The organism is Erwinia sp. MYb416 (assembly GCF_037479575.1).
GTDB lineage: Bacteria > Pseudomonadota > Gammaproteobacteria > Enterobacterales > Enterobacteriaceae > Erwinia > Erwinia rhapontici.
This window is the reverse complement of sequence record NZ_JBBGYT010000425.1, coordinates 1-18086: the sequence shown is the minus strand read 5'-3', so window position 1 is coordinate 18086 and position 18086 is coordinate 1. Positions and strand designations below refer to the sequence as shown.

The 18086-nt window shown below is 53.6% G+C and carries 14 protein-coding genes, 2 rRNA genes and 1 pseudogene; 14 read left to right on the top strand and 3 right to left on the bottom strand.

Annotated elements, in window-relative coordinates:
* Positions 1-128: 128 nt before the first annotated feature.
* The 9 genes and pseudogenes from nrdF (at position 129) to emrB (ending at position 10271) form a co-directional block, all read left to right on the top strand.
* Positions 129-1088 carry a class 1b ribonucleoside-diphosphate reductase subunit beta gene (gene nrdF, locus WH277_RS08200; RefSeq protein WP_133845799.1) on the top strand — a complete coding sequence of 320 codons (960 nt, stop codon included), beginning with the start codon at positions 129-131 and terminating at the stop codon, positions 1086-1088.
* 395 nt (positions 1089-1483) lie between these two features.
* The gene (gene proV, locus WH277_RS08195; RefSeq protein WP_133845798.1) at positions 1484-2680 is read left to right on the top strand and encodes a glycine betaine/L-proline ABC transporter ATP-binding protein ProV; all 1197 of its coding nucleotides are present in this window, start codon (positions 1484-1486) and stop codon (positions 2678-2680) included.
* Positions 2677-3861, top strand: coding sequence for a glycine betaine/L-proline ABC transporter permease ProW (gene proW, locus WH277_RS08190; protein WP_133845797.1), 1185 nt, complete (start codon positions 2677-2679; stop codon positions 3859-3861). The genes proV and proW overlap by 4 nt, the downstream gene beginning before the upstream one ends.
* Before the next feature lie 19 nt (positions 3862-3880).
* The gene (proX, locus tag WH277_RS08185; protein ID WP_159338584.1) at positions 3881-4876 is read left to right on the top strand and encodes a glycine betaine/L-proline ABC transporter substrate-binding protein ProX; all 996 of its coding nucleotides are present in this window, start codon (positions 3881-3883) and stop codon (positions 4874-4876) included.
* 223 nt (positions 4877-5099) lie between these two features.
* Positions 5100-6284, top strand: coding sequence for an MFS transporter (locus WH277_RS08180; RefSeq protein ID WP_133845795.1), 1185 nt, complete (start codon positions 5100-5102; stop codon positions 6282-6284).
* A gap of 142 nt (positions 6285-6426) precedes the next feature.
* Positions 6427-6585, top strand: a pseudogene (locus WH277_RS08175) (branched-chain amino acid ABC transporter permease); the annotation flags it as partial.
* Positions 6586-6845: 260 nt separating this feature from the next.
* Positions 6846-7376 carry a transcriptional repressor MprA gene (gene mprA / locus WH277_RS08170; RefSeq protein ID WP_133845794.1) on the top strand — a complete coding sequence of 177 codons (531 nt, stop codon included), beginning with the start codon at positions 6846-6848 and terminating at the stop codon, positions 7374-7376.
* A gap of 169 nt (positions 7377-7545) precedes the next feature.
* Complete coding sequence (gene emrA, locus WH277_RS08165; RefSeq protein ID WP_133845793.1) at positions 7546-8718, top strand: multidrug efflux MFS transporter periplasmic adaptor subunit EmrA; 1173 nt, start codon at positions 7546-7548, stop codon at positions 8716-8718.
* Positions 8719-8735: 17 nt separating this feature from the next.
* A complete protein-coding gene (gene emrB / locus WH277_RS08160; protein WP_133845792.1) occupies positions 8736-10271 on the top strand; it encodes a multidrug efflux MFS transporter permease subunit EmrB in 1536 nt (511 codons plus the stop codon).
* A gap of 91 nt (positions 10272-10362) precedes the next feature.
* Here the strand turns inward: emrB and WH277_RS08155 are convergent, their stop codons facing one another.
* Complete coding sequence (locus WH277_RS08155; RefSeq protein ID WP_133845791.1) at positions 10363-11403, bottom strand: tRNA/rRNA methyltransferase; 1041 nt, start codon at positions 11401-11403, stop codon at positions 10363-10365.
* A gap of 234 nt (positions 11404-11637) precedes the next feature.
* Between WH277_RS08155 and trxC the strand changes: the two genes are divergently transcribed.
* The 5 genes from trxC (at position 11638) to WH277_RS08125 (ending at position 17425) form a co-directional block, all read left to right on the top strand.
* A complete protein-coding gene (gene trxC, locus WH277_RS08150) occupies positions 11638-12057 on the top strand; it encodes a thioredoxin TrxC (RefSeq protein ID WP_133845790.1) in 420 nt (139 codons plus the stop codon).
* A 63-nt stretch (positions 12058-12120) separates the two neighbouring features.
* Entirely contained in the window at positions 12121-12813 is a 693-nt protein-coding gene (locus tag WH277_RS08145) for a tRNA-uridine aminocarboxypropyltransferase (RefSeq protein ID WP_200644204.1), read from the top strand.
* Positions 12814-12926: 113 nt separating this feature from the next.
* Positions 12927-15596: a bifunctional acetate--CoA ligase family protein/GNAT family N-acetyltransferase gene (locus WH277_RS08140; protein ID WP_339505204.1), complete on the top strand. Its 2670-nt coding sequence runs from the start codon at positions 12927-12929 to the stop codon at positions 15594-15596.
* Positions 15597-15695: 99 nt separating this feature from the next.
* Complete coding sequence (gene pssA / locus WH277_RS08130) at positions 15696-17051, top strand: CDP-diacylglycerol--serine O-phosphatidyltransferase (RefSeq protein WP_133845963.1); 1356 nt, start codon at positions 15696-15698, stop codon at positions 17049-17051.
* 53 nt (positions 17052-17104) lie between these two features.
* Entirely contained in the window at positions 17105-17425 is a 321-nt protein-coding gene (locus tag WH277_RS08125) for a YfiM family lipoprotein (RefSeq protein ID WP_133845787.1), read from the top strand.
* A 101-nt stretch (positions 17426-17526) separates the two neighbouring features.
* Here the strand turns inward: WH277_RS08125 and rrf are convergent.
* Both rrf and WH277_RS08115 read right to left on the bottom strand, forming a co-directional pair.
* Positions 17527-17642: ribosomal RNA gene (gene rrf, locus WH277_RS08120) — 5S ribosomal RNA — on the bottom strand.
* Positions 17643-17848: 206 nt separating this feature from the next.
* Positions 17849-18086: ribosomal RNA gene (locus WH277_RS08115) — 23S ribosomal RNA — on the bottom strand; the annotation flags it as partial.

Here is an 18086-nt window from a genome sequence, read left to right as displayed (position 1 = left end):
GTACAGCACCGTATTGCGTAGGGGTCAGGCATGCCTGACCCGACAAATAGTGCACCATATGTACAGTACCGTATCGCGTAGGGGTCAGGCATGCCTGACCCGTTAAGATCCGCTCCAGGAACAACAACATGAAATTAAAGAAAATTCACGCCATTAACTGGAACAAAATCGAAGACGACAAAGATCTGGAAGTGTGGAATCGCCTCACCAGCAATTTCTGGCTGCCCGAGAAAGTGCCACTTTCTAACGATATCCCCGCGTGGAACTCCCTGAATCACGATGAACAACAGCTGACGATCCGCGTGTTCACCGGCCTGACTCTGCTGGATACCATTCAGAACACCCTGGGCGCACCCGCGCTGATGGCTGACGCACTGACGCCGCATGAAGAAGCGGTGATGTCGAATATCAGCTTTATGGAAGCGGTCCATGCGCGCTCCTATAGCTCGATCTTCTCCACGCTGTGCCACACCAGCGATGTCGATGCTGCTTACGCCTGGAGCGAAGAGAACGGTCCGTTGCAGCGCAAAGCCGAGATCATTCTTCAGCACTATTATGAGAACGATCCGCTGAAGAAAAAAATCGCCAGCGTGTTCCTTGAATCCTTCCTGTTTTATTCCGGTTTCTATCTGCCGATGTACTGGTCAAGTCGCGGCAAGCTGACGAACACCGCTGACCTTATCCGCCTGATTATTAAAGATGAAGCGGTTCACGGCTACTATATTGGCTACAAGTATCAGAAGGCGCTGGAGACGCAGAGTGCGCAGCGTAAAGAGGAGCTGCAACAGTTCGCCGTTGACCTCCTGCTGGCACTGTATGAGAACGAGCTGGAGTACACCGATGCCCTGTACGAAGGCGTAGGCTGGCAGGAAGATGTGAAGAAGTTCCTGCATTACAATGCCAACAAAGCCCTGATGAACCTCGGCTATGAGGCACTGTTCCCGTCAGAGATGACCGACGTGAACCCGGCGATCCTCTCTGCGTTGTCACCGAATGCCGATGAAAATCACGATTTCTTCTCTGGTTCCGGCTCCTCTTATGTGATGGGGAAAGCCGTCGATACCGAAGATGCCGACTGGAACTTTTAACCCTTTCAGAGATGGCTGTGACTGACAGCCATCTTTCTCCTCTTCCCGTTTTAATTAGTTATTAATTTTCAAACCTTCCCTCCTCTTTCAGCGTCATCAATATGGCAGTTTTCTTACAATTATTTCCGTTGTCATAACGTCAGATAGCGAGCTAATTCAGCAGTCACTGAGATGTTTCTTAGCGAAATATTCATTTTTTTCAGACCAACTCAATTCGCTCTCATCCCTTACCTGCTCTGGCATTCGCCGGGACTGGCATCTCAATCAACATTTATGAACAGCCCATTTAGGGTTGTCTCAGATTCTCAGTGTGCTACGGTATAGGCCGTTAATATTTAACCACACAGAAGAGCAAATATATAAAACCAACCAATAACCAGGAAATTAATTAATGCATGGCTATTAAACTTGAAGTTAAAAATTTATATAAAGTTTTTGGGGAAAACCCCGAGCGCGCATTTAAGCACATTGAAAAAGGGATCAGTAAAGAGGCACTTCTGGAAAAAACCGGACTGTCTCTCGGCGTGAAAGACGCCAGTCTGGCCATTGAAGAAGGCGAGATTTTTGTCATCATGGGGTTGTCCGGTTCTGGGAAATCCACCATGGTTCGCCTTCTCAATCGTCTGATAGAACCCACCCGCGGCCAGGTCATCATTGATGGCGAAGATATTGCCAAAATATCTGACAGTGAATTACGCCAGGTTCGTAGAAATAAAATCAGCATGGTATTCCAATCCTTCGCACTGATGCCTCATATGACGGTATTAAATAATGCCGCCTTCGGGATGGAATTAGCCGGTATTCCTTTGCAAGAACGTCAGGAAAAAGCACTGGATGCATTACGTCAGGTTGGGCTGGATAATTATGCTCATGCCTACCCGGATGAACTCTCCGGAGGCATGCGTCAGCGTGTTGGATTAGCCCGTGCACTGGCCATCAATCCCGACATATTATTGATGGATGAAGCCTTCTCTGCACTCGATCCATTAATTCGTACCGAGATGCAGGATGAGCTGGTGAAATTACAGTCTCGCCACCAGCGTACTATCGTCTTTATTTCCCACGATCTTGATGAAGCAATGCGCATCGGTGACCGCATTGCGATCATGCAAGGTGGGGAAGTGATTCAGGTCGGTACGCCGGATGAAATTCTCAATAATCCCGCTAATGACTACGTGCGTACCTTCTTCCGTGGCGTCGATATCAGCCACGTGTTCAGTGCGAAAGATATTGCCCGCCGCAGTGCCGCAGCACTGATCCGTAAAGCCCCCGGTTTTGGCCCTCGTTCAGCGATCAAACTACTCCAGGATAATGACCGCGAATACGGTTATGTCCTGGAGAAACAACGATTCGTCGGCACCGTGTCGATTGATTCTCTGAAGGTGGCACTGGCCGCCGGCGAAGGCCTCGATCAGGCACTGCTGGAAAGCCCGGCGGCGATGCCTGCGGAGACGTCATTAAGCGATCTCCTCTCACATGTGGCGCAGGCCCCTTGTGCGGTGCCTATCGTGGGCGAAGAAGGTCAGTATGTGGGGATTATTTCCAAAGGAATGTTGTTGCAGGCATTAGACCGTGATGGAGGCCAGCCATGAGTGAACAAACCAGTAACCCGTGGGAGTCCGGCGCCACGCAGAATGCCGCACCCGCCACCAGCGCCCCAACGGACAGTAGCCAGGCTGCCGCCAGCAGCAGCGATCCCTGGGGTTCACCCACGGACGCGGCGACTACTCAGCCCGCACCGGATGCCGCCTCCAGCGGTGGTGACGCCTGGGGAACCGCCCCAGCCGGTGGCCATGATGCCGCAGCCAGCGGCGACTGGCTGAACAGTGCCCCGACCCCGCAGGTGGAACATTTTAATATTCTCGATCCGTTCCATAAAACCCTGATCCCGCTCGACAGCTGGGTAACCACCGCTATTGACTGGATTGTTGTTCACTTCCGTCCGCTGTTTCAGGGTATCCGCCTGCCGGTGGATTACATCCTCAGCGCCTTCCAGAACCTGCTGCTGGGCATGCCCGCGCCGGTGGCGATTATCGTATTTGCGCTGATCGCCTGGCAACTGTCCAGCTTCAGTATGGGCGTGGCCACGCTGGTCTCTCTGGTGGCGATTGGCGCGATAGGTGCCTGGTCACAAGCGATGGTAACACTGGCGCTGGTACTGACCGCCCTGCTGTTCTGCATCATTATCGGTCTGCCGATGGGGATCTGGCTGGCACGCAGCGAGCGAGCGGGCAAGATCATTCGCCCACTGCTGGATGCGATGCAGACCACGCCTGCGTTTGTCTACCTGGTGCCGATCGTGATGCTGTTCGGTATCGGTAATGTGCCGGGTGTGGTGGTGACGATTATCTTCGCCCTGCCACCGATTGTACGTCTGACCATTCTGGGTATTAAACAGGTGCCTGCCGATCTGATCGAAGCGGCAGAGTCGTTCGGCGCCAGCCCACGTCAGATGTTGTTCAAAGTACAGCTACCACTGGCGATGCCCACCATTATGGCGGGGGTCAATCAGACGCTGATGCTGGCACTGTCGATGGTAGTGATTGCCTCGATGATCGCCGTCGGTGGTCTCGGCCAGATGGTGCTGCGCGGTATCGGCCGCCTGGATATGGGGCTGGCCACCGTCGGTGGCGTCGGCATTGTGATTCTGGCGATTATTCTCGACCGCCTGACGCAGTCGCTGGGACGCGACAGCCGCAGTCGTGGCAACCGTCGCTGGTACGCCAGTGGCCCTCTGGGTCTGCTGACTCGCCCTTTCTGCAAAACCAAATAACAAAAAGGTACTGATGACTATGCGAAAAATAACACTGCTGGCCGCCGCGTTCACCACGCTGGCCGCCGCCCAGGTATCCGCCGCCGATCTGCCTGGTAAGGGTATTACCGTTAAGCCCGCACAGAGCACCATCACCGAAGAGACGTTCCAGACGCTGCTGGTCAGTCGTGCACTCACGAAGCTGGGCTATACCGTTGAAGCGCCGAGTGAAGTCGACTACAACGTGGCATACACCTCGATTGCGTCCGGCGATACCACTTTTATTGCCACTAACTGGAAACCGCTGCATGACGATATGTATAAAGCGGCAGGCGGTGACGCTAAATTCTATCGTCAGGGAACCTATGTGCAAGGGGCAGCCCAGGGCTACCTGATTGACAAAAAAACTGCCGAAAAATACCACATCACGCGTATCGATCAGTTGAAAGATCCGAAGCTGGCGAAACTGTTCGATACCAATGATGACGGTAAAGCCGATATGACCGGCTGTACGCCAGGCTGGGGCTGTGAAGCGGTGATTAATCACCAGATCAAGGCCTTTGATTTGACGAAGACCGTTGAGCATAACCAGGGTAACTACTCGGCGATGATCGCCGATACCATCACCCGCTTTAAAGAAGGTAAACCCATCTTCTATTACACCTGGACGCCATACTGGGTGAGCGATGTGCTGGTGCCAGGCCGTGATGTCGTCTGGTTGCAGGTGCCTTTCTCTTCGATGCCTGGCGAACAGAAAGACGTAGATACCAAGCTGCCTAACGGTGCGAACTACGGCTTCCCGGTGAACACTATGCACATCGTTGCCAATAAAGCCTGGGCTGAGAAAAACCCGGCGGCGGCAAAACTGTTTGCTGAGATGAAGCTGCCGATTGCCGATATCAATGCGCAGAACTCACGTATGCATCAGGGGCAGTCTTCTGAAGCCGATATCAACGCACACGTTGACGGCTGGATCAAAGCCCACCAGGCACAGTTTGATGGCTGGGTGAAAGACGCGCTGGCTGCGGGTAAATAATCACTCGCCAGGGGCAACCAGAACAACGGTTGTGCCATGAGCGTGAATCACCTTCAGACTGACGTAAGGGTCGACCTCTTTTTCGGTCGACCCTTTTCTTATCAGATAAAACAGGACAACCCTGCTGCCGAACTGGTTTGTCCTGTCAATTATCATGTGAGTGAAATAGTTTTTTAGGTTATTATTAGCCACTCAGATAATTCTCACACTCATACTGGTTGTTATGACATCCCCTCGTCCCGGCCTGAATTCTGCACTTGTCGCCCTGATGTCCATCGCTACAGGCTTATCCGTTGCCTGTAACTATTACGTGCAGCCCTTGCTGGCAACCATTGCTCAGACCTTCGATCTCTCATTCCATCAGGCAGGATTTATCGTCACCACCGCTCAGTTAGGCTATGCCGCAGGGCTGCTTCTGCTGGTGCCGCTTGGCGATATGCTTGAGCGCCGGGGGCTGATCGTCATCATGAGCCTGCTGGCAGCCGGCGGTATGGTGATCACTGCGCTGTCAGGTTCGCTGATGATGATGCTACTGGGCACCGTTCTGACCGGACTGTTTTCTGTGGTCGCGCAGCTTCTGGTGCCACTGGCTGCCAGTCTCGCGGCACCGGAAAAACGGGGAAAAGTCGTCGGCACTGTCATGAGCGGCCTGTTGCTGGGTATCCTGCTGGCGCGCACCGTTGCCGGGGGGCTGGCGCAGTTGGGCGGATGGAGACTGGTTTACTGGGTAGCGAGTGTATTGATGGTGATGATGGCACTGGCCTTGTGGCGCGGGTTGCCACGCTATAAGCAATCGGTTCCGTTAAATTATGGCCAGCTGCTGGGATCTATTTTCACCCTGTTCGCACAGCATCCGATATTGCGTACCCGTGCCATTACTGGCTGCCTGGCGTTTGCTAACTTCAGCGTACTGTGGACCTCAATGGCGTTTCTGCTGTCATCACCAGAGTGGAATTATTCTGAAGGCGAGATTGGTCTGCTGGGCCTGGTTGGCGCAGCGGGTGCCCTGGCAGCACGGCAAGCCGGGTCACTGGCCGATAAAGGCAAAGCCCGCCTGACCACCAGCGCTGGCCTGCTGATCCTGCTGGCTTCATGGGGCATTATCGCGTTTGGTGCGCACTCATTAATCGCTCTGATTATCGGGATTATCCTACTCGACCTGGCCGTACAGGGTGTGCATATTACCAATCAGAGCGTGATTTATCGTCATATGCCAGAAGCACGGAACCGACTGACGTCCGGGTATATGACCAGCTATTTTATCGGCGGTGCCGCCGGCTCACTGCTTTCCGCATCCGCTTTTCAGACGGCAGGCTGGTATGGTGTCTGCACCGTGGGTGCTCTGTTAACCTTAGTTAATCTATTTAACTGGTGGCGAAGTCATCATTATGAGGCTGAATTGCATTGATTTTTTGCAGTGAAAATGAAGTTTTTTCAATGCCAGCGGCCTGTTAAGACATTTCGTACTCTGGTAAGGTTAGGCGCAATTTATTCAGGCTGGTGATGTTTTCAGATGAAATTATTCAGTAACAGTAGAGTAACATTTGCTCATGGCTGAGCTTCAGAACCCGGTTAAAAATGAAAATCGTCCGCGCGCCAGCTGGCGTGAAGGCGCCACAGACAGTCTGCCAATTGTTATTGGCTACCTGCCTGTGGCATTTGCCTTTGGTCTGAATGCCTCCCGCCCTGGTTTTACTCCAACTGAAGCCTCTGTTTCATCTTCGTCACTGACCGATATTTTCGCGATTTTGCCAACCCTTGTGGGTTTCGGCTTGCTGAGTATTACCTTCAATTTTTCGCGCAGCATTGTTTTTTCAATGCTGTTGAGCGCCCTGGGTTATGGAGTGACCTGGAAACTACTGATGATGGCAGCATAAACGTGAGTGAATCACCGTCTGCAGAGAAGTGGAATTACTTTATTAATCATCATTGTTATTATACCAGTTGCAACTAGTGAGGTTCCTACATAATGGAAAGTTCGTTTACTCCCATTGAACAGATGCTGAATTTTCGCGCTAATCGTCAGAAAGATTTCCCGTTACAGGAAATTATGCTGACCCGTCTGTGTATGCACATGCAGAGTAAGTTGCTGGAAAACCGCAACAAAATGCTGAAGGCACAGGGGATCAACGAAACGCTGTTTATGGCATTAATTACGCTGGATGCGCAGGAAGATCACAGCATTCAACCATCAGAACTGAGTTCTGCGCTAGGCTCATCCCGCACTAACGCCACGCGTATTGCCGATGAGCTGGAAAAACGCGGCTGGATTGAGCGTCGTGAAAGTGATAACGATCGCCGTTGTCTGCATCTGCATCTGACGCCAAAAGGACACGAGTTCCTGCGCCAGTTGCTGCCACCACAGCATCAGTGCCTGCAATTATTGTGGTCTGCACTGAGCTCATCAGAAAAATCACAGCTTGAGGGAATCACCCGCAAACTGTTGACCCGCCTCGATAAAATGGATGAAGAGGAAGTTGTCGCCTCCCTTTCCAGATAATTGATCCACTAATAGCATAATGTGCGACACACCATTTATTGGAAATCGCTACTTTAAGCCCCTTTAGAACACATTCATGCCAGCGCTTACCCCGCTGGCATTTTAGACTCGGGCGATCGCGCGTATTGATGATAGCGGCCCCCGAATGGCAGAGAATCAGGAGAACATCATGAGTGCAAGCGCGGTGACACAAGACCCGCAGCAGCCACGCAATAAGAAAAAGACGCGCAAAAATGCACTGATTTTTCTGGCTGTACTGTTCGTCATTATCGGGGTGGCTTATCTGACGTACTGGTTCCTGGTATTACGTCATTTTCAGGAAACAGACGATGCCTATATTGCCGGAAACCAGGCGCAGGTGATGGCGCAAGTCTCCGGTAGCGTCAATAAAGTCTGGTTTGACGATACTGACTTCGTGAAAAAAGGCGATGTGCTGGTCACGCTGGATCGTACCGATGCTGAGCAGGCTTTCGAGAAAGCGCAGACGGCACTGGCAACCAGCGTACGTCAGACGCACCAGTTGATTATCAATGGCAGGCAGTATCAGGCCACTATCGGCTTGCAGAAAACGGCCCTCGAACAGGCTCAGGCAGATTTACGTCGTCGTGAGCCGCTGGGTGCATCTAACCTGATTGGCAAAGAAGATCTGCAACATGCGCGTGATGCGGTTGCCACAGCGAAAGCTCAGCTTGATGTGGCGATGCAGCAGTACAACGCAAACCAGGCGATGATTCTGGATACGTCACTGGAAAACCAACCCGCAGTGAAACAGAACGCCGCCGCCCTGCGTGATGCCTGGCTGGCATTGCAACGTACCAACATCATCAGCCCCATTGATGGCTATGTGTCGCGCCGCAGCGTGCAGGTAGGTTCACAAATCGGTACAACCACGCCGCTGCTGGCGATTGTTCCGGCCAATAATCTGTGGGTGGATGCTAACTTCAAAGAGACGCAACTGGCAGGCGTTCGTATCGGCCAGCCAGCCACAGTGGTCAGTGATATCTACGGTGATGACGTGGTGTATAAGGGCAAAGTGGTCGGCCTTGATATGGGAACGGGCAGCGTGTTCTCCCTGTTACCGGCACAAAATGCTACCGGCAACTGGATCAAAGTCGTTCAGCGTCTGCCTGTACGTATCGAACTTGACCCACAGGAAGTGGCGAAACATCCACTGCGCATTGGCCTGTCGACGCTGGTCAAAATCGATACCAGCAACAGTGAAGGTGCCGTACTCGCCACCAGCGTACGCAGCAAGCCTGCCTACGAAAGTGATGCTCTGGCACTGGACCTGACGCCAGCGAATCAGCTGATTAGCGATATTATCCGTGCCAATGCCGGCTAAAACGGCGGGAGACTGTTATGGCGCGTAAACCGCTTGAAGGCGCGCAACTGGTTCTGATGACCATTGCGCTGTCGCTGGCTACTTTTATGCAGGTGCTGGATTCCACGATTGCTAACGTGGCGATCCCCACCATCGCCGGGAACCTGGGGGCCTCGAACTCCCAGGGGACCTGGGTGATCACCTCGTTTGGCGTAGCTAACGCAATTTCGATTCCGATCACCGGCTGGCTGGCCAAGCGTTTCGGGGAAGTGAAACTGTTCCTGTGGTCGACGGTGGCCTTCGTCATCGCCTCCTGGCTATGTGGCATGTCTGAAAGCCTGAGCATGCTGATCTTCTTCCGCGTGATCCAGGGGATCGTCGCGGGCCCTTTGATCCCGCTGTCACAAAGCCTGCTGTTAAGTAATTACCCCCCCGCAAAACGCAGTGTGGCACTGTCACTGTGGGCAATGACCGTGATCGTTGCGCCGATCTGCGGCCCTATTCTGGGTGGCTGGATCAGTGATAACTATCACTGGGGATGGATCTTCTTTATCAACGTGCCTATCGGCGTGGTGGTGGTGATCCTGGCTTTACAGACATTACGTCATCGCGAAACGGAAACGGTCATCCGTCCGATAGATACCGTCGGTCTGGTGCTACTGGTGGTCGGTATCGGCTGTCTGCAGGTCATGCTGGATCGCGGTAAAGAGCTGGACTGGTTCAGTTCCCCTGAAATCATCACATTAACGGTCATCGCCGTCGTAGCCCTGGCGGTGCTACTGGTGTGGGAGTTGACCGACGACCACCCGATCGTGGATTTGTCACTGTTCAAATCGCGCAATTTCACCATCGGCTGCCTGTCGATCAGCCTTGCCTATATGCTCTATTTCGGTTCAATCGTTCTGCTGCCGCAACTGTTGCAGGAGGTTTACGGTTATACGGCAACCTGGGCGGGGCTGGCCTCGGCACCGGTGGGGATTATTCCGGTCATACTGTCACCCATTATCGGCCGCTTTGCGCATAAGCTCGATATGCGACGGCTGGTGACATTCAGCTTCATTATGTATGCAGTGTGCTTCTACTGGCGCGCCTATACTTTTGAACCGGGAATGGACTTTGCTGCCTCCGCCTGGCCGCAGTTTATCCAGGGGTTTGCGGTGGCCTGCTTCTTTATGCCACTGACAACCATTACCCTTTCGGGGCTGCCACCGGAAAGACTGGCGGCGGCATCCAGCCTGTCGAATTTTACCCGAACGCTGGCGGGTTCGATTGGCACCTCGATTACCACCACCATGTGGACCGATCGTGAGTCGCTGCATCATGCTCATCTGACGGAATCGATAACGCCATACAATACAAACGCGCAACAGATGTACGCGAAGCTGGAACAAATGGGGATGACCCATGACCAGGCATCAGCCTACCTTGCACAGCAGATCACCAATCAGGGGCTCATCATCTCAGCCAATGAGATCTTCTGGGCTTCTGCGGGGGTGTTTATCCTGCTGCTGGTGCTGGTGTGGTTTGCCCGTCCGCCGTTTGGTGCGGGTGGGGGCGGGGGCGGCGCCCATTAAAAAGGGGCAGATCATTGATCTGCCCCTGGAATCAGGGGGTGGCCTGTTTGACGGGCCACCCCTTTTTTATTGCCGTTCGTTCATGGCTACATCAAACGTTCTGACGCCACCATTCGGCCAGCAGTACACCGGTTGCGACGGAAACGTTCAGACTTTCCACTTTCCCGGTACCACCGATAGAAACACTCAGGTCACCCTGGTCGAAGGTGCTGTCAGACAGACCATCACGTTCCTGACCCAGTACCAGTACCATTTTTGCCGGCAGTTCAGCTCGTGAGAGCGGCACACCTTTATGGCTGGACGTGGTAACAATGGTATAGCCTGCTTTACGGAACGCGCTCAGGCCCGCAGCAAAGTTCTCGCCGCTAATCGCCTGAACATGCTCTGCACCACCTTCAGCGGTACGCACAGCGGCGCCCGACTCCAGCAGGGAAGCATCATCCACCAGCAAACCTTTCACACCAAAGTGTGCGCAGCTACGCATAATGCCGCCGAGGTTGTGCGGGTTGCCGATATCTTCCAATGCCAGCACGCAATCTTTCTCACCGGCTGTTGCCAGCCATTCGCTAACGGGCATGCCCACGCGTTTTTTGATCAGGAAGCAAACACCGCCGTGGTGTTCAGTGCCGGAAGCTTTCTGCAGCTCGGCTTCATCCACAGTGTGGTAAGCCTTGCGGTTGGCCGCCATATATTTTAACGCTTCACGGAAACGCGGTGTGACGCTCTGGATAAACCAGGCACGCACAATACTTTCCGGACGGCTCTGGAACAGGGCCTGGCAGGCATTTTCGCCATACACACGCGTCTCTTCCATACGCTGACGGCGTATCTGCTCGGGATCGATATAACTTTTACCGCTGATGCCACCATGGTCCGGTTTATCATCAACAGCGGGCGCAGCATTTGGCGCACGGGAAACGGTACGCCACGGAGAGTCAGAGTGCCCTTCGTCGCGATCGCGCCCGCCACGTGGCTTGCTGTCTGCATTACGTGAAGGACGGCGTGCGCCATCCTGCTGACGTGGGCCGCCTTTACCGGTACGGGGATTCCCGCCCTTGTTGCTGCTCTCGTCATCACCGCGGACATACATCACTTTGACCTTGCCGCTCTTACCTTTAAATTCGTCGTTCATTTTTCCTCCACCTGGCCTGAGCGCGAAGCGCGCAGATTACCTGATGTGGCAGCACTTAGCTATCAACTTCCAATAAAAGCCAGTAGCCGCTAATCCGCATCATTGTTATGAGACATTACCTATTATACCCATTGAACAAATCTCGTTGTTAGCCTCTTCACCCGACAGCATAATGTTGGCTGATTTACTAAGAATTGCAGTAAGTAATCACTTACTCCTGAACTGAGGTGAATAATGAATACGGTTTGTGCATCCTGCCAGGCGACCAACCGCGTACCGGCTGAACGGCTGACTGACGGCGCCAAGTGCGGCCGCTGTGGTCATGTGCTGTTTGACGGCCATGTGGTCAATGCCACCGCCGCGACGCTGGACAAATACCTGCAGGATGACCTGCCGGTAGTGATCGACTTCTGGGCGCCCTGGTGCGGCCCGTGCGTTAACTTTGCCCCGGTGTATGAATCGGTGGCGCAGGAACGTAACGGTAAGATTCGTTTCCTGAAAGTGAATACCGAAGCTGAGCCAGAACTGAGTGCACGCTTTCGCATCCGCAGCATTCCGACCATTATGGTGTTTAAACAGGGCCAGATGGCGGATATGTTAAACGGTGCGATGCCAAAAGCGCCTTTCGAAGCCTGGCTGGACGAAAATCTGTAACCATCTGGCCGGGCACGCCCGGCCAGAATCCGTTAGAATAGCGTTTTTCCTTGATGACCGATCATGACCGATAACGCTGTTCTGTTGCTGCGCGCTGCACGCCTTGCCCGAGCCACCCGTCCTTTCCTTGCCCGAGGTAATCGCATTACGCGCTGCCAGCGTTGTCTGCTGCCGCAAAAAAATTGCCTGTGCGACACCATTGATAGCCAGCAGGCACGCAGCCGCTTTTGTCTGGTAATGTTTGACAGCGAACCCCTGAAACCCAGTAACACCGGACGGCTGATCGCAGATATTCTGCCGGATACGCTGGCGTTTGGCTGGTCGCGGACCGAACCCGATGCCGCCCTGCTTGAAGCCGTACGCGACCCGCGTTATCAGCCCGTTGTCGTTTTCCCGGAATCCTATGCCGACGCTGGCCGTGCAGTACTGAACAGCCCACCCACCAGCGGAAAACCACCGCTGTTTATCATGCTGGACGGCACCTGGACCGAAGCGCGTAAAATGTTTCGCAAAAGCCCGTGGCTGGACACTCTCCCGGTGATGTCGCTGACTCTGACCCGCCCTTCTAACTATCAGTTACGCGTCGCTCACGCCGAAGGCCAGCACTGCACGGCAGAAGTCGCCGCCGAGTTGCTGTTACAGGCGGGCGACACCGCTGCGGGCGAGGCCCTGTTTCGCCATTTTGATCTGTTTCGCCAACGTTACCTCGCAGGAAAACCTCATCACCCACAGCAGATGGCTGAAAATGATGAATAAATTCTGGCTGCGATCAATTAACTGATACGCAATCCAGCATCTTCGTCAGACCCGGAGTAGACTCAAGCTACTTTGCCCGGCAGCATAGCGGGTCATTCTCGAAGGGAGCGGAGATGAGTCAACGCGGATTAGAAGCCCTGCTTAAACCGAAATCCATTGCCGTGATCGGTGCCTCCACCCGGCCTGAACGTGCCGGTTATCTGATGATGCGTAACCTGCTGGCCGGGGGATTCAGTGGGCCGGTACTCCCGGTGACGCCCAAATATCAGGCGGTTTGTGGCGTGCTGGCATGGCCTGATATTCCCAGCCTGCCACTCTCTCCCGATCTCGCCATTATCTGCACCCATGCAAAACGCAATCTCGAGTTGCTCACGGCGCTGGGCGAACGTGGCTGTAAAGCCTGTATCATTCTCTCTGCTCCTGCCGAGCAACTTGCTGAACTGAAAGCCTGTGCCAGCCGCTGGCAAATTCGACTTCTTGGGCCTAACAGCCTGGGTTTGCTTGCGCCGTGGCAGGGGCTGAATGCCAGCTTCTCCCCGGTGCCTATTACTCCTGGCAAACTGGCTTTTATTTCCCAGTCTGCGGCGGTGTCCAATACCATTCTTGACTGGGCGCAACAGCGACAACTGGGTTTCTCCTGGTTTATCGCATTAGGTGACAGCCTGGATATTGATGCCGATGATCTGCTGGACTTCCTGGCGAGAGACGGGAAAACCAGCGCCATTTTGTTGTACCTTGAGCATCTCAGCGATGCCCGTCGTTTTGTTTCTGCGGCACGTAGCGCTTCGCGTAATAAGCCGATTCTGGTGATTAAAAGTGGCCGCAGCCCTCATGCCCAAAAGTTACTGAAAACCCACGGTGGGATGGACGCCGCCTGGGATGCCGCCATTCAACGTGCGGGTCTATTGCGTGTGCAGGATACCCATGAACTGTTCTCCGCGGTGGAGACACTCAGCCATATGCGCCCACTACGTGGGGAGCGGTTGATGATCATCAGTAACGGTGCGGCACCGGCGGCACTGGCACTGGATGCACTCTATGCCCGTAACGGTAAGCTTGCTACGCTGAGTGAGTCTTTACTTACTGAAATGGCCTCACTGCTCCCGGAAGGTGTCACGCCAGGTAACCCGCTCGATCTGAAAGATGATGCCACCCCGGAGCACTATTTACAGGCGTTGTCCCTGCTGCTCTCCAGCCATGACCTGGATGCCATTTTGATCATTCATGCGCCCAGCGCAGTCGCACCGCCGACACTAACGGCCCAGAAGATTATCGCCCTGGTGAAACAGCATCCGCGCGGTAAACAGCTCACCCTGTTGACCAACTGGTGTGGTGAGTATTCATCACTGGACGCACGTCGTCTGTTTAATGATGCCGGTATTCCAACGTATCGCACCCCCGAAGGGACGGTTACGGCCTTTATGCATATGGTAGAGTACCGCCGTAACCAGAAACAGCTACGTGAAACGCCTGCATTGCCCGCCAACCTGACCGCAAATACCACCGATGCACATCGTTTGATCCATCAGGCATTAAAAGACGGTGCCACCTCGCTGGATACGCATGAAGTTCAGCCTATTCTGCAAGCCTTCGGCCTGACCACACTTCCCACCTGGATTGCCAGCGACAGCGCAGAAGCCGTGCAGATCGCCGGGCAGATTGGCTATCCGGTAGCGCTGAAACTGCGCTCGCCGGATATTCCGCATAAATCTGAGGTGCAGGGGGTAATGTTATATCTGCGTACCCCGGACGAGGTACAACAGGCCGCCGAAGCCATTATCGATCGCGTGAAGCTCGCCTGGCCGCAGGCACGCATCCAGGGATTGCTGGTACAAAGCATGGCGAACCGCGCCGGAGCGCAGGAACTGCGCATCGTGGTAGAGCAGGACCCGCTGTTCGGGCCGGTGATTATGCTGGGAGAAGGCGGAGTGACCTGGCATGCCGACAAGCAAGCGGTTATCGCCCTGCCGCCGCTGAATATGACTCTGGCTCGCTATCTGGTGATTCAGGCCATTAAGAAGGGAAAAATACGTGGCCGCAGCGCGCTTCATCCACTGGATATTGTGGGCCTGAGCCAGGTGCTGGTCAGGGTATCCAACATGGTGGTTGACTGCCCGGAAATCGTGCGGCTTGATATTCATCCGTTACTGGCCAGTCATGATGAATTTACCCTGCTGGATGTGACGCTCCAGCTGGCTGAGTTCAACGGAGATGCCGAAGGCAGGCTGGCGATCCGCCCTTATCCTCATGAACTGGAAGAGGCCGTGCAGTTAAAAAATGGCCAGCAGTGTCTGTTCCGGCCTATTCTCCCGGAGGATGAACCGCTGCTGCAGCAGTTTATTGCTCAGGTAACGAAAGAAGATCTCTACTACCGCTATTTTAGTCAGATCAACGAGTTCACCCATGACGATTTGGCTAACATGACGCAGATCGACTACGATCGTGAAATGGCGATTGTCGCAGTACGTCAGCATCAGGGGCAGGATGAGATCATCGGCGTGACCCGTGCCATCTCTGATGCCGATAACATTGATGCCGAATTTTCGGTATTGGTACGCTCAGATTTGAAAGGACTTGGCCTCGGCAGGCGTCTGCTGGAAAAGATGATCATCTATACCCGGCAGCATGGTTTACAGCAGTTGAACGGCATTACCATGCCGGGTAACAGAGGTATGGTCACTCTGGCACGTAAGCTGGGTTTTGCCATCGATATCCAACTTGAAGATGGCATTGTCGGCCTGTCACTGCTGTTGCAAAACGCTCACACAGGCGACGAAAAGTAAATCTGATAGCATCATGACCAACTAGTGGTATTATTCGCGGTTAGGGTCATGATTTTATGGCAAAAGGCCATTCTATGAACAGAGAAGAAACGCACTGTGATGTTGTCAAAATTTAAACGCAATAAACACCAACAGCACCTTGCGCAACTGCCTAAAATAGCTCAGTCAGTTGCTGATTTCACCACGCTGTATTCACCCGCAGAATTTCGCGAAACGCTGCTGGAAAAAATTGCGTCTGCCACACGGCGTATCTGCATAGTGGCCCTCTATCTGGAAAATGATGAGGGTGGTCGCGCCATCCTGTCTGCACTTTATGCAGCAAAACAGCAGCGCCCTGAACTGGATATTCGCGTTCTGGTCGACTGGCATCGTGCACAGCGTGGGCGCATCGGCGCGGCGGCCGGAGCAACCAATGCCGACTGGTATTGTGACATGGCGGCTCAACACCCCGGTCTGGCGATTCCAGTCTATGGTATCCCGGTCAATACGCGTGAAGCACTCGGTGTTTTACACCTGAAGGGCTCCATCATTGATGATACCGTGCTGTATACCGGGGCCAGTTTTAACGATGTGTATCTGCATCAGCAAGACAGATATCGCTATGACCGCTACCAGTTGATCGGTAATCGCACGCTGGCAGATACCATGTTTGACTGGATTGAAAACAATCTGATCCAGGCGGAAGCGGTCAATCGTCTTGACCAGTATGAGCGGCCAAAAAGCCCGGAAATAAAAAATGAAACCCGGCAATTCCGTCAGGATTTGCGTGGCTTCGACTACCAGTTTAACGGGGATGCCAACAACGAAGAGCTGGCGGTTACGCCTCTGGTTGGCCTCGGTAAACGTAGTCTTCTGAACAAAACCATCTATCATCTGATGCCTTGCGCAGAGCAGAAGCTGACGATCTGTACACCTTACTTCAATCTGCCCGCTATTCTGGTGCGTAACATTATCTATCTGTTACGACAGGGCAAAGATGTCGAGATTATTGTTGGCGACAAAACGGCGAACGATTTCTATATCCCGGAAGATCAGCCATTCAAGATCATCGGCGCGCTGCCTTATCTGTATGAAATTAACCTGCGTCGTTTCCTTAGCCGCTTACAGTATTATGTCAACAGTGGGCAACTCACCGTACGCTTGTGGAAAGATGGTGAGAATAGCTACCACCTCAAAGGGCTGTGGGTTGATGACGAATGGATGATGGTCACGGGGAATAACCTGAATCCGCGCGCCTGGCGCCTGGATCTGGAAAATGCTGTACTGATCCACGATCCCCTCCAGCAACTGACCGCGCAGCGCGATCACGAGCTGAACCTGATCCGTGAACATACCACCACCGTGCAGCATTTCCACGATCTGGAAAGCATTGCAGATTATCCGGTGAAAGTTCGTAAACTTATCCGCCGCTTACGACGTATTCGTATTGACCGGTTAATCAGCCGTATTCTCTAATCTGCCTCTGTTTTCGCGCCCCGCTCAGCCGGGGCTTTTTTATGGGAGGATGTATGCGTATCTGCCTGCTGTCTGCCGTACTATTTTGCAGTGGCTGTACTCATATGGCCCAGGATGAGTGGACCGGGCGTGATAAAGCCCAGCATTTTCTCTCATCCGCTTTTCTTTCTGCCGCCGGAAGCGCCTATGGAGAACATCAAAACTGGCGTGAAGGCCATAGCGGCAGCTTCGGGGTGATGTTTGCGATTAGCCTCGGCGCGGTAAAAGAGCTGTACGATAGCAGAGAGGGTGGAAGCGGCTGGAGCTGGAAGGATTTTAGCTGGGATGTCGCCGGTGCTGCCACCGGCTATGCATTATGGAACCTGGGTCAGTAGTGACAGCTTCAGACTATTTCGTGTCAGATCGACGATTATCGCCAGATTCAAAGCACAAAAAAGCCTCATACTTTCGTATGAGGCTTGTCTGCTTATTTGATGCCTGGCAGTTCCCTACTCTCGCATGGGGAGACCCCACACTACCATCGGCGCTACGGCGTTTCACTTCTGAGTTCGGCATGGGGTCAGGTGGGACCACCGCGCTAAAGCCGCCAGGCAAATTCTTTGTGCTCTGTCCTGTGTCTTTTGTGCTCTGACTGCGTTGCCTGCGCTCGTAAGCTCAGTCACATACTTATCTATGCTCCTTCCCTCACTTCACTGGCCGCCTTGTCACAGCGCAAAATCCTTCGGACTTAATTCCGGTAACAAGCTGAAAATCTCTTTTGCGTCTCTCGAACGCCACCAGAACGCTTCTGGCGTTGTAAGGTTAAGCCTCACGGGTCATTAGTACCGGTTAGCTCAACGCATCGCTGCGCTTACACACCCGGCCTATCAACGTCGTAGTCTTCAACGTCCCTTCAGGGGTCTCAAGGACCCAGGGAGAATTCATCTCGAGGCAAGTTTCGCGCTTAGATGCTTTCAGCGCTTATCTTTTCCGCACTTAGCTACCGGGCAATGCCATTGGCATGACAACCCGAACACCAGTGGTGCGTTCACTCCG

Coding starts and splice junctions, on each gene's coding strand:
- mprA (WP_133845794.1), top strand. CDS start 6,846: ATGGAAAGTTCGTTTACTCCCATTGAACAGATGCTGAATTTTCGCGCT.
- nrdF (WP_133845799.1), top strand. CDS start 129: ATGAAATTAAAGAAAATTCACGCCATTAACTGGAACAAAATCGAAGAC.
- proX (WP_159338584.1), top strand. CDS start 3,881: ATGCGAAAAATAACACTGCTGGCCGCCGCGTTCACCACGCTGGCCGCC.
- proW (WP_133845797.1), top strand. CDS start 2,677: ATGAGTGAACAAACCAGTAACCCGTGGGAGTCCGGCGCCACGCAGAAT.
- WH277_RS08140 (WP_339505204.1), top strand. CDS start 12,927: ATGAGTCAACGCGGATTAGAAGCCCTGCTTAAACCGAAATCCATTGCC.
- emrB (WP_133845792.1), top strand. CDS start 8,736: ATGGCGCGTAAACCGCTTGAAGGCGCGCAACTGGTTCTGATGACCATT.
- emrA (WP_133845793.1), top strand. CDS start 7,546: ATGAGTGCAAGCGCGGTGACACAAGACCCGCAGCAGCCACGCAATAAG.
- WH277_RS08145 (WP_200644204.1), top strand. CDS start 12,121: ATGACCGATAACGCTGTTCTGTTGCTGCGCGCTGCACGCCTTGCCCGA.
- proV (WP_133845798.1), top strand. CDS start 1,484: ATGGCTATTAAACTTGAAGTTAAAAATTTATATAAAGTTTTTGGGGAA.
- WH277_RS08155 (WP_133845791.1), bottom strand. CDS start 11,403: ATGAACGACGAATTTAAAGGTAAGAGCGGCAAGGTCAAAGTGATGTAT.
- WH277_RS08125 (WP_133845787.1), top strand. CDS start 17,105: ATGCGTATCTGCCTGCTGTCTGCCGTACTATTTTGCAGTGGCTGTACT.
- trxC (WP_133845790.1), top strand. CDS start 11,638: ATGAATACGGTTTGTGCATCCTGCCAGGCGACCAACCGCGTACCGGCT.
- pssA (WP_133845963.1), top strand. CDS start 15,696: ATGTTGTCAAAATTTAAACGCAATAAACACCAACAGCACCTTGCGCAA.
- WH277_RS08180 (WP_133845795.1), top strand. CDS start 5,100: ATGACATCCCCTCGTCCCGGCCTGAATTCTGCACTTGTCGCCCTGATG.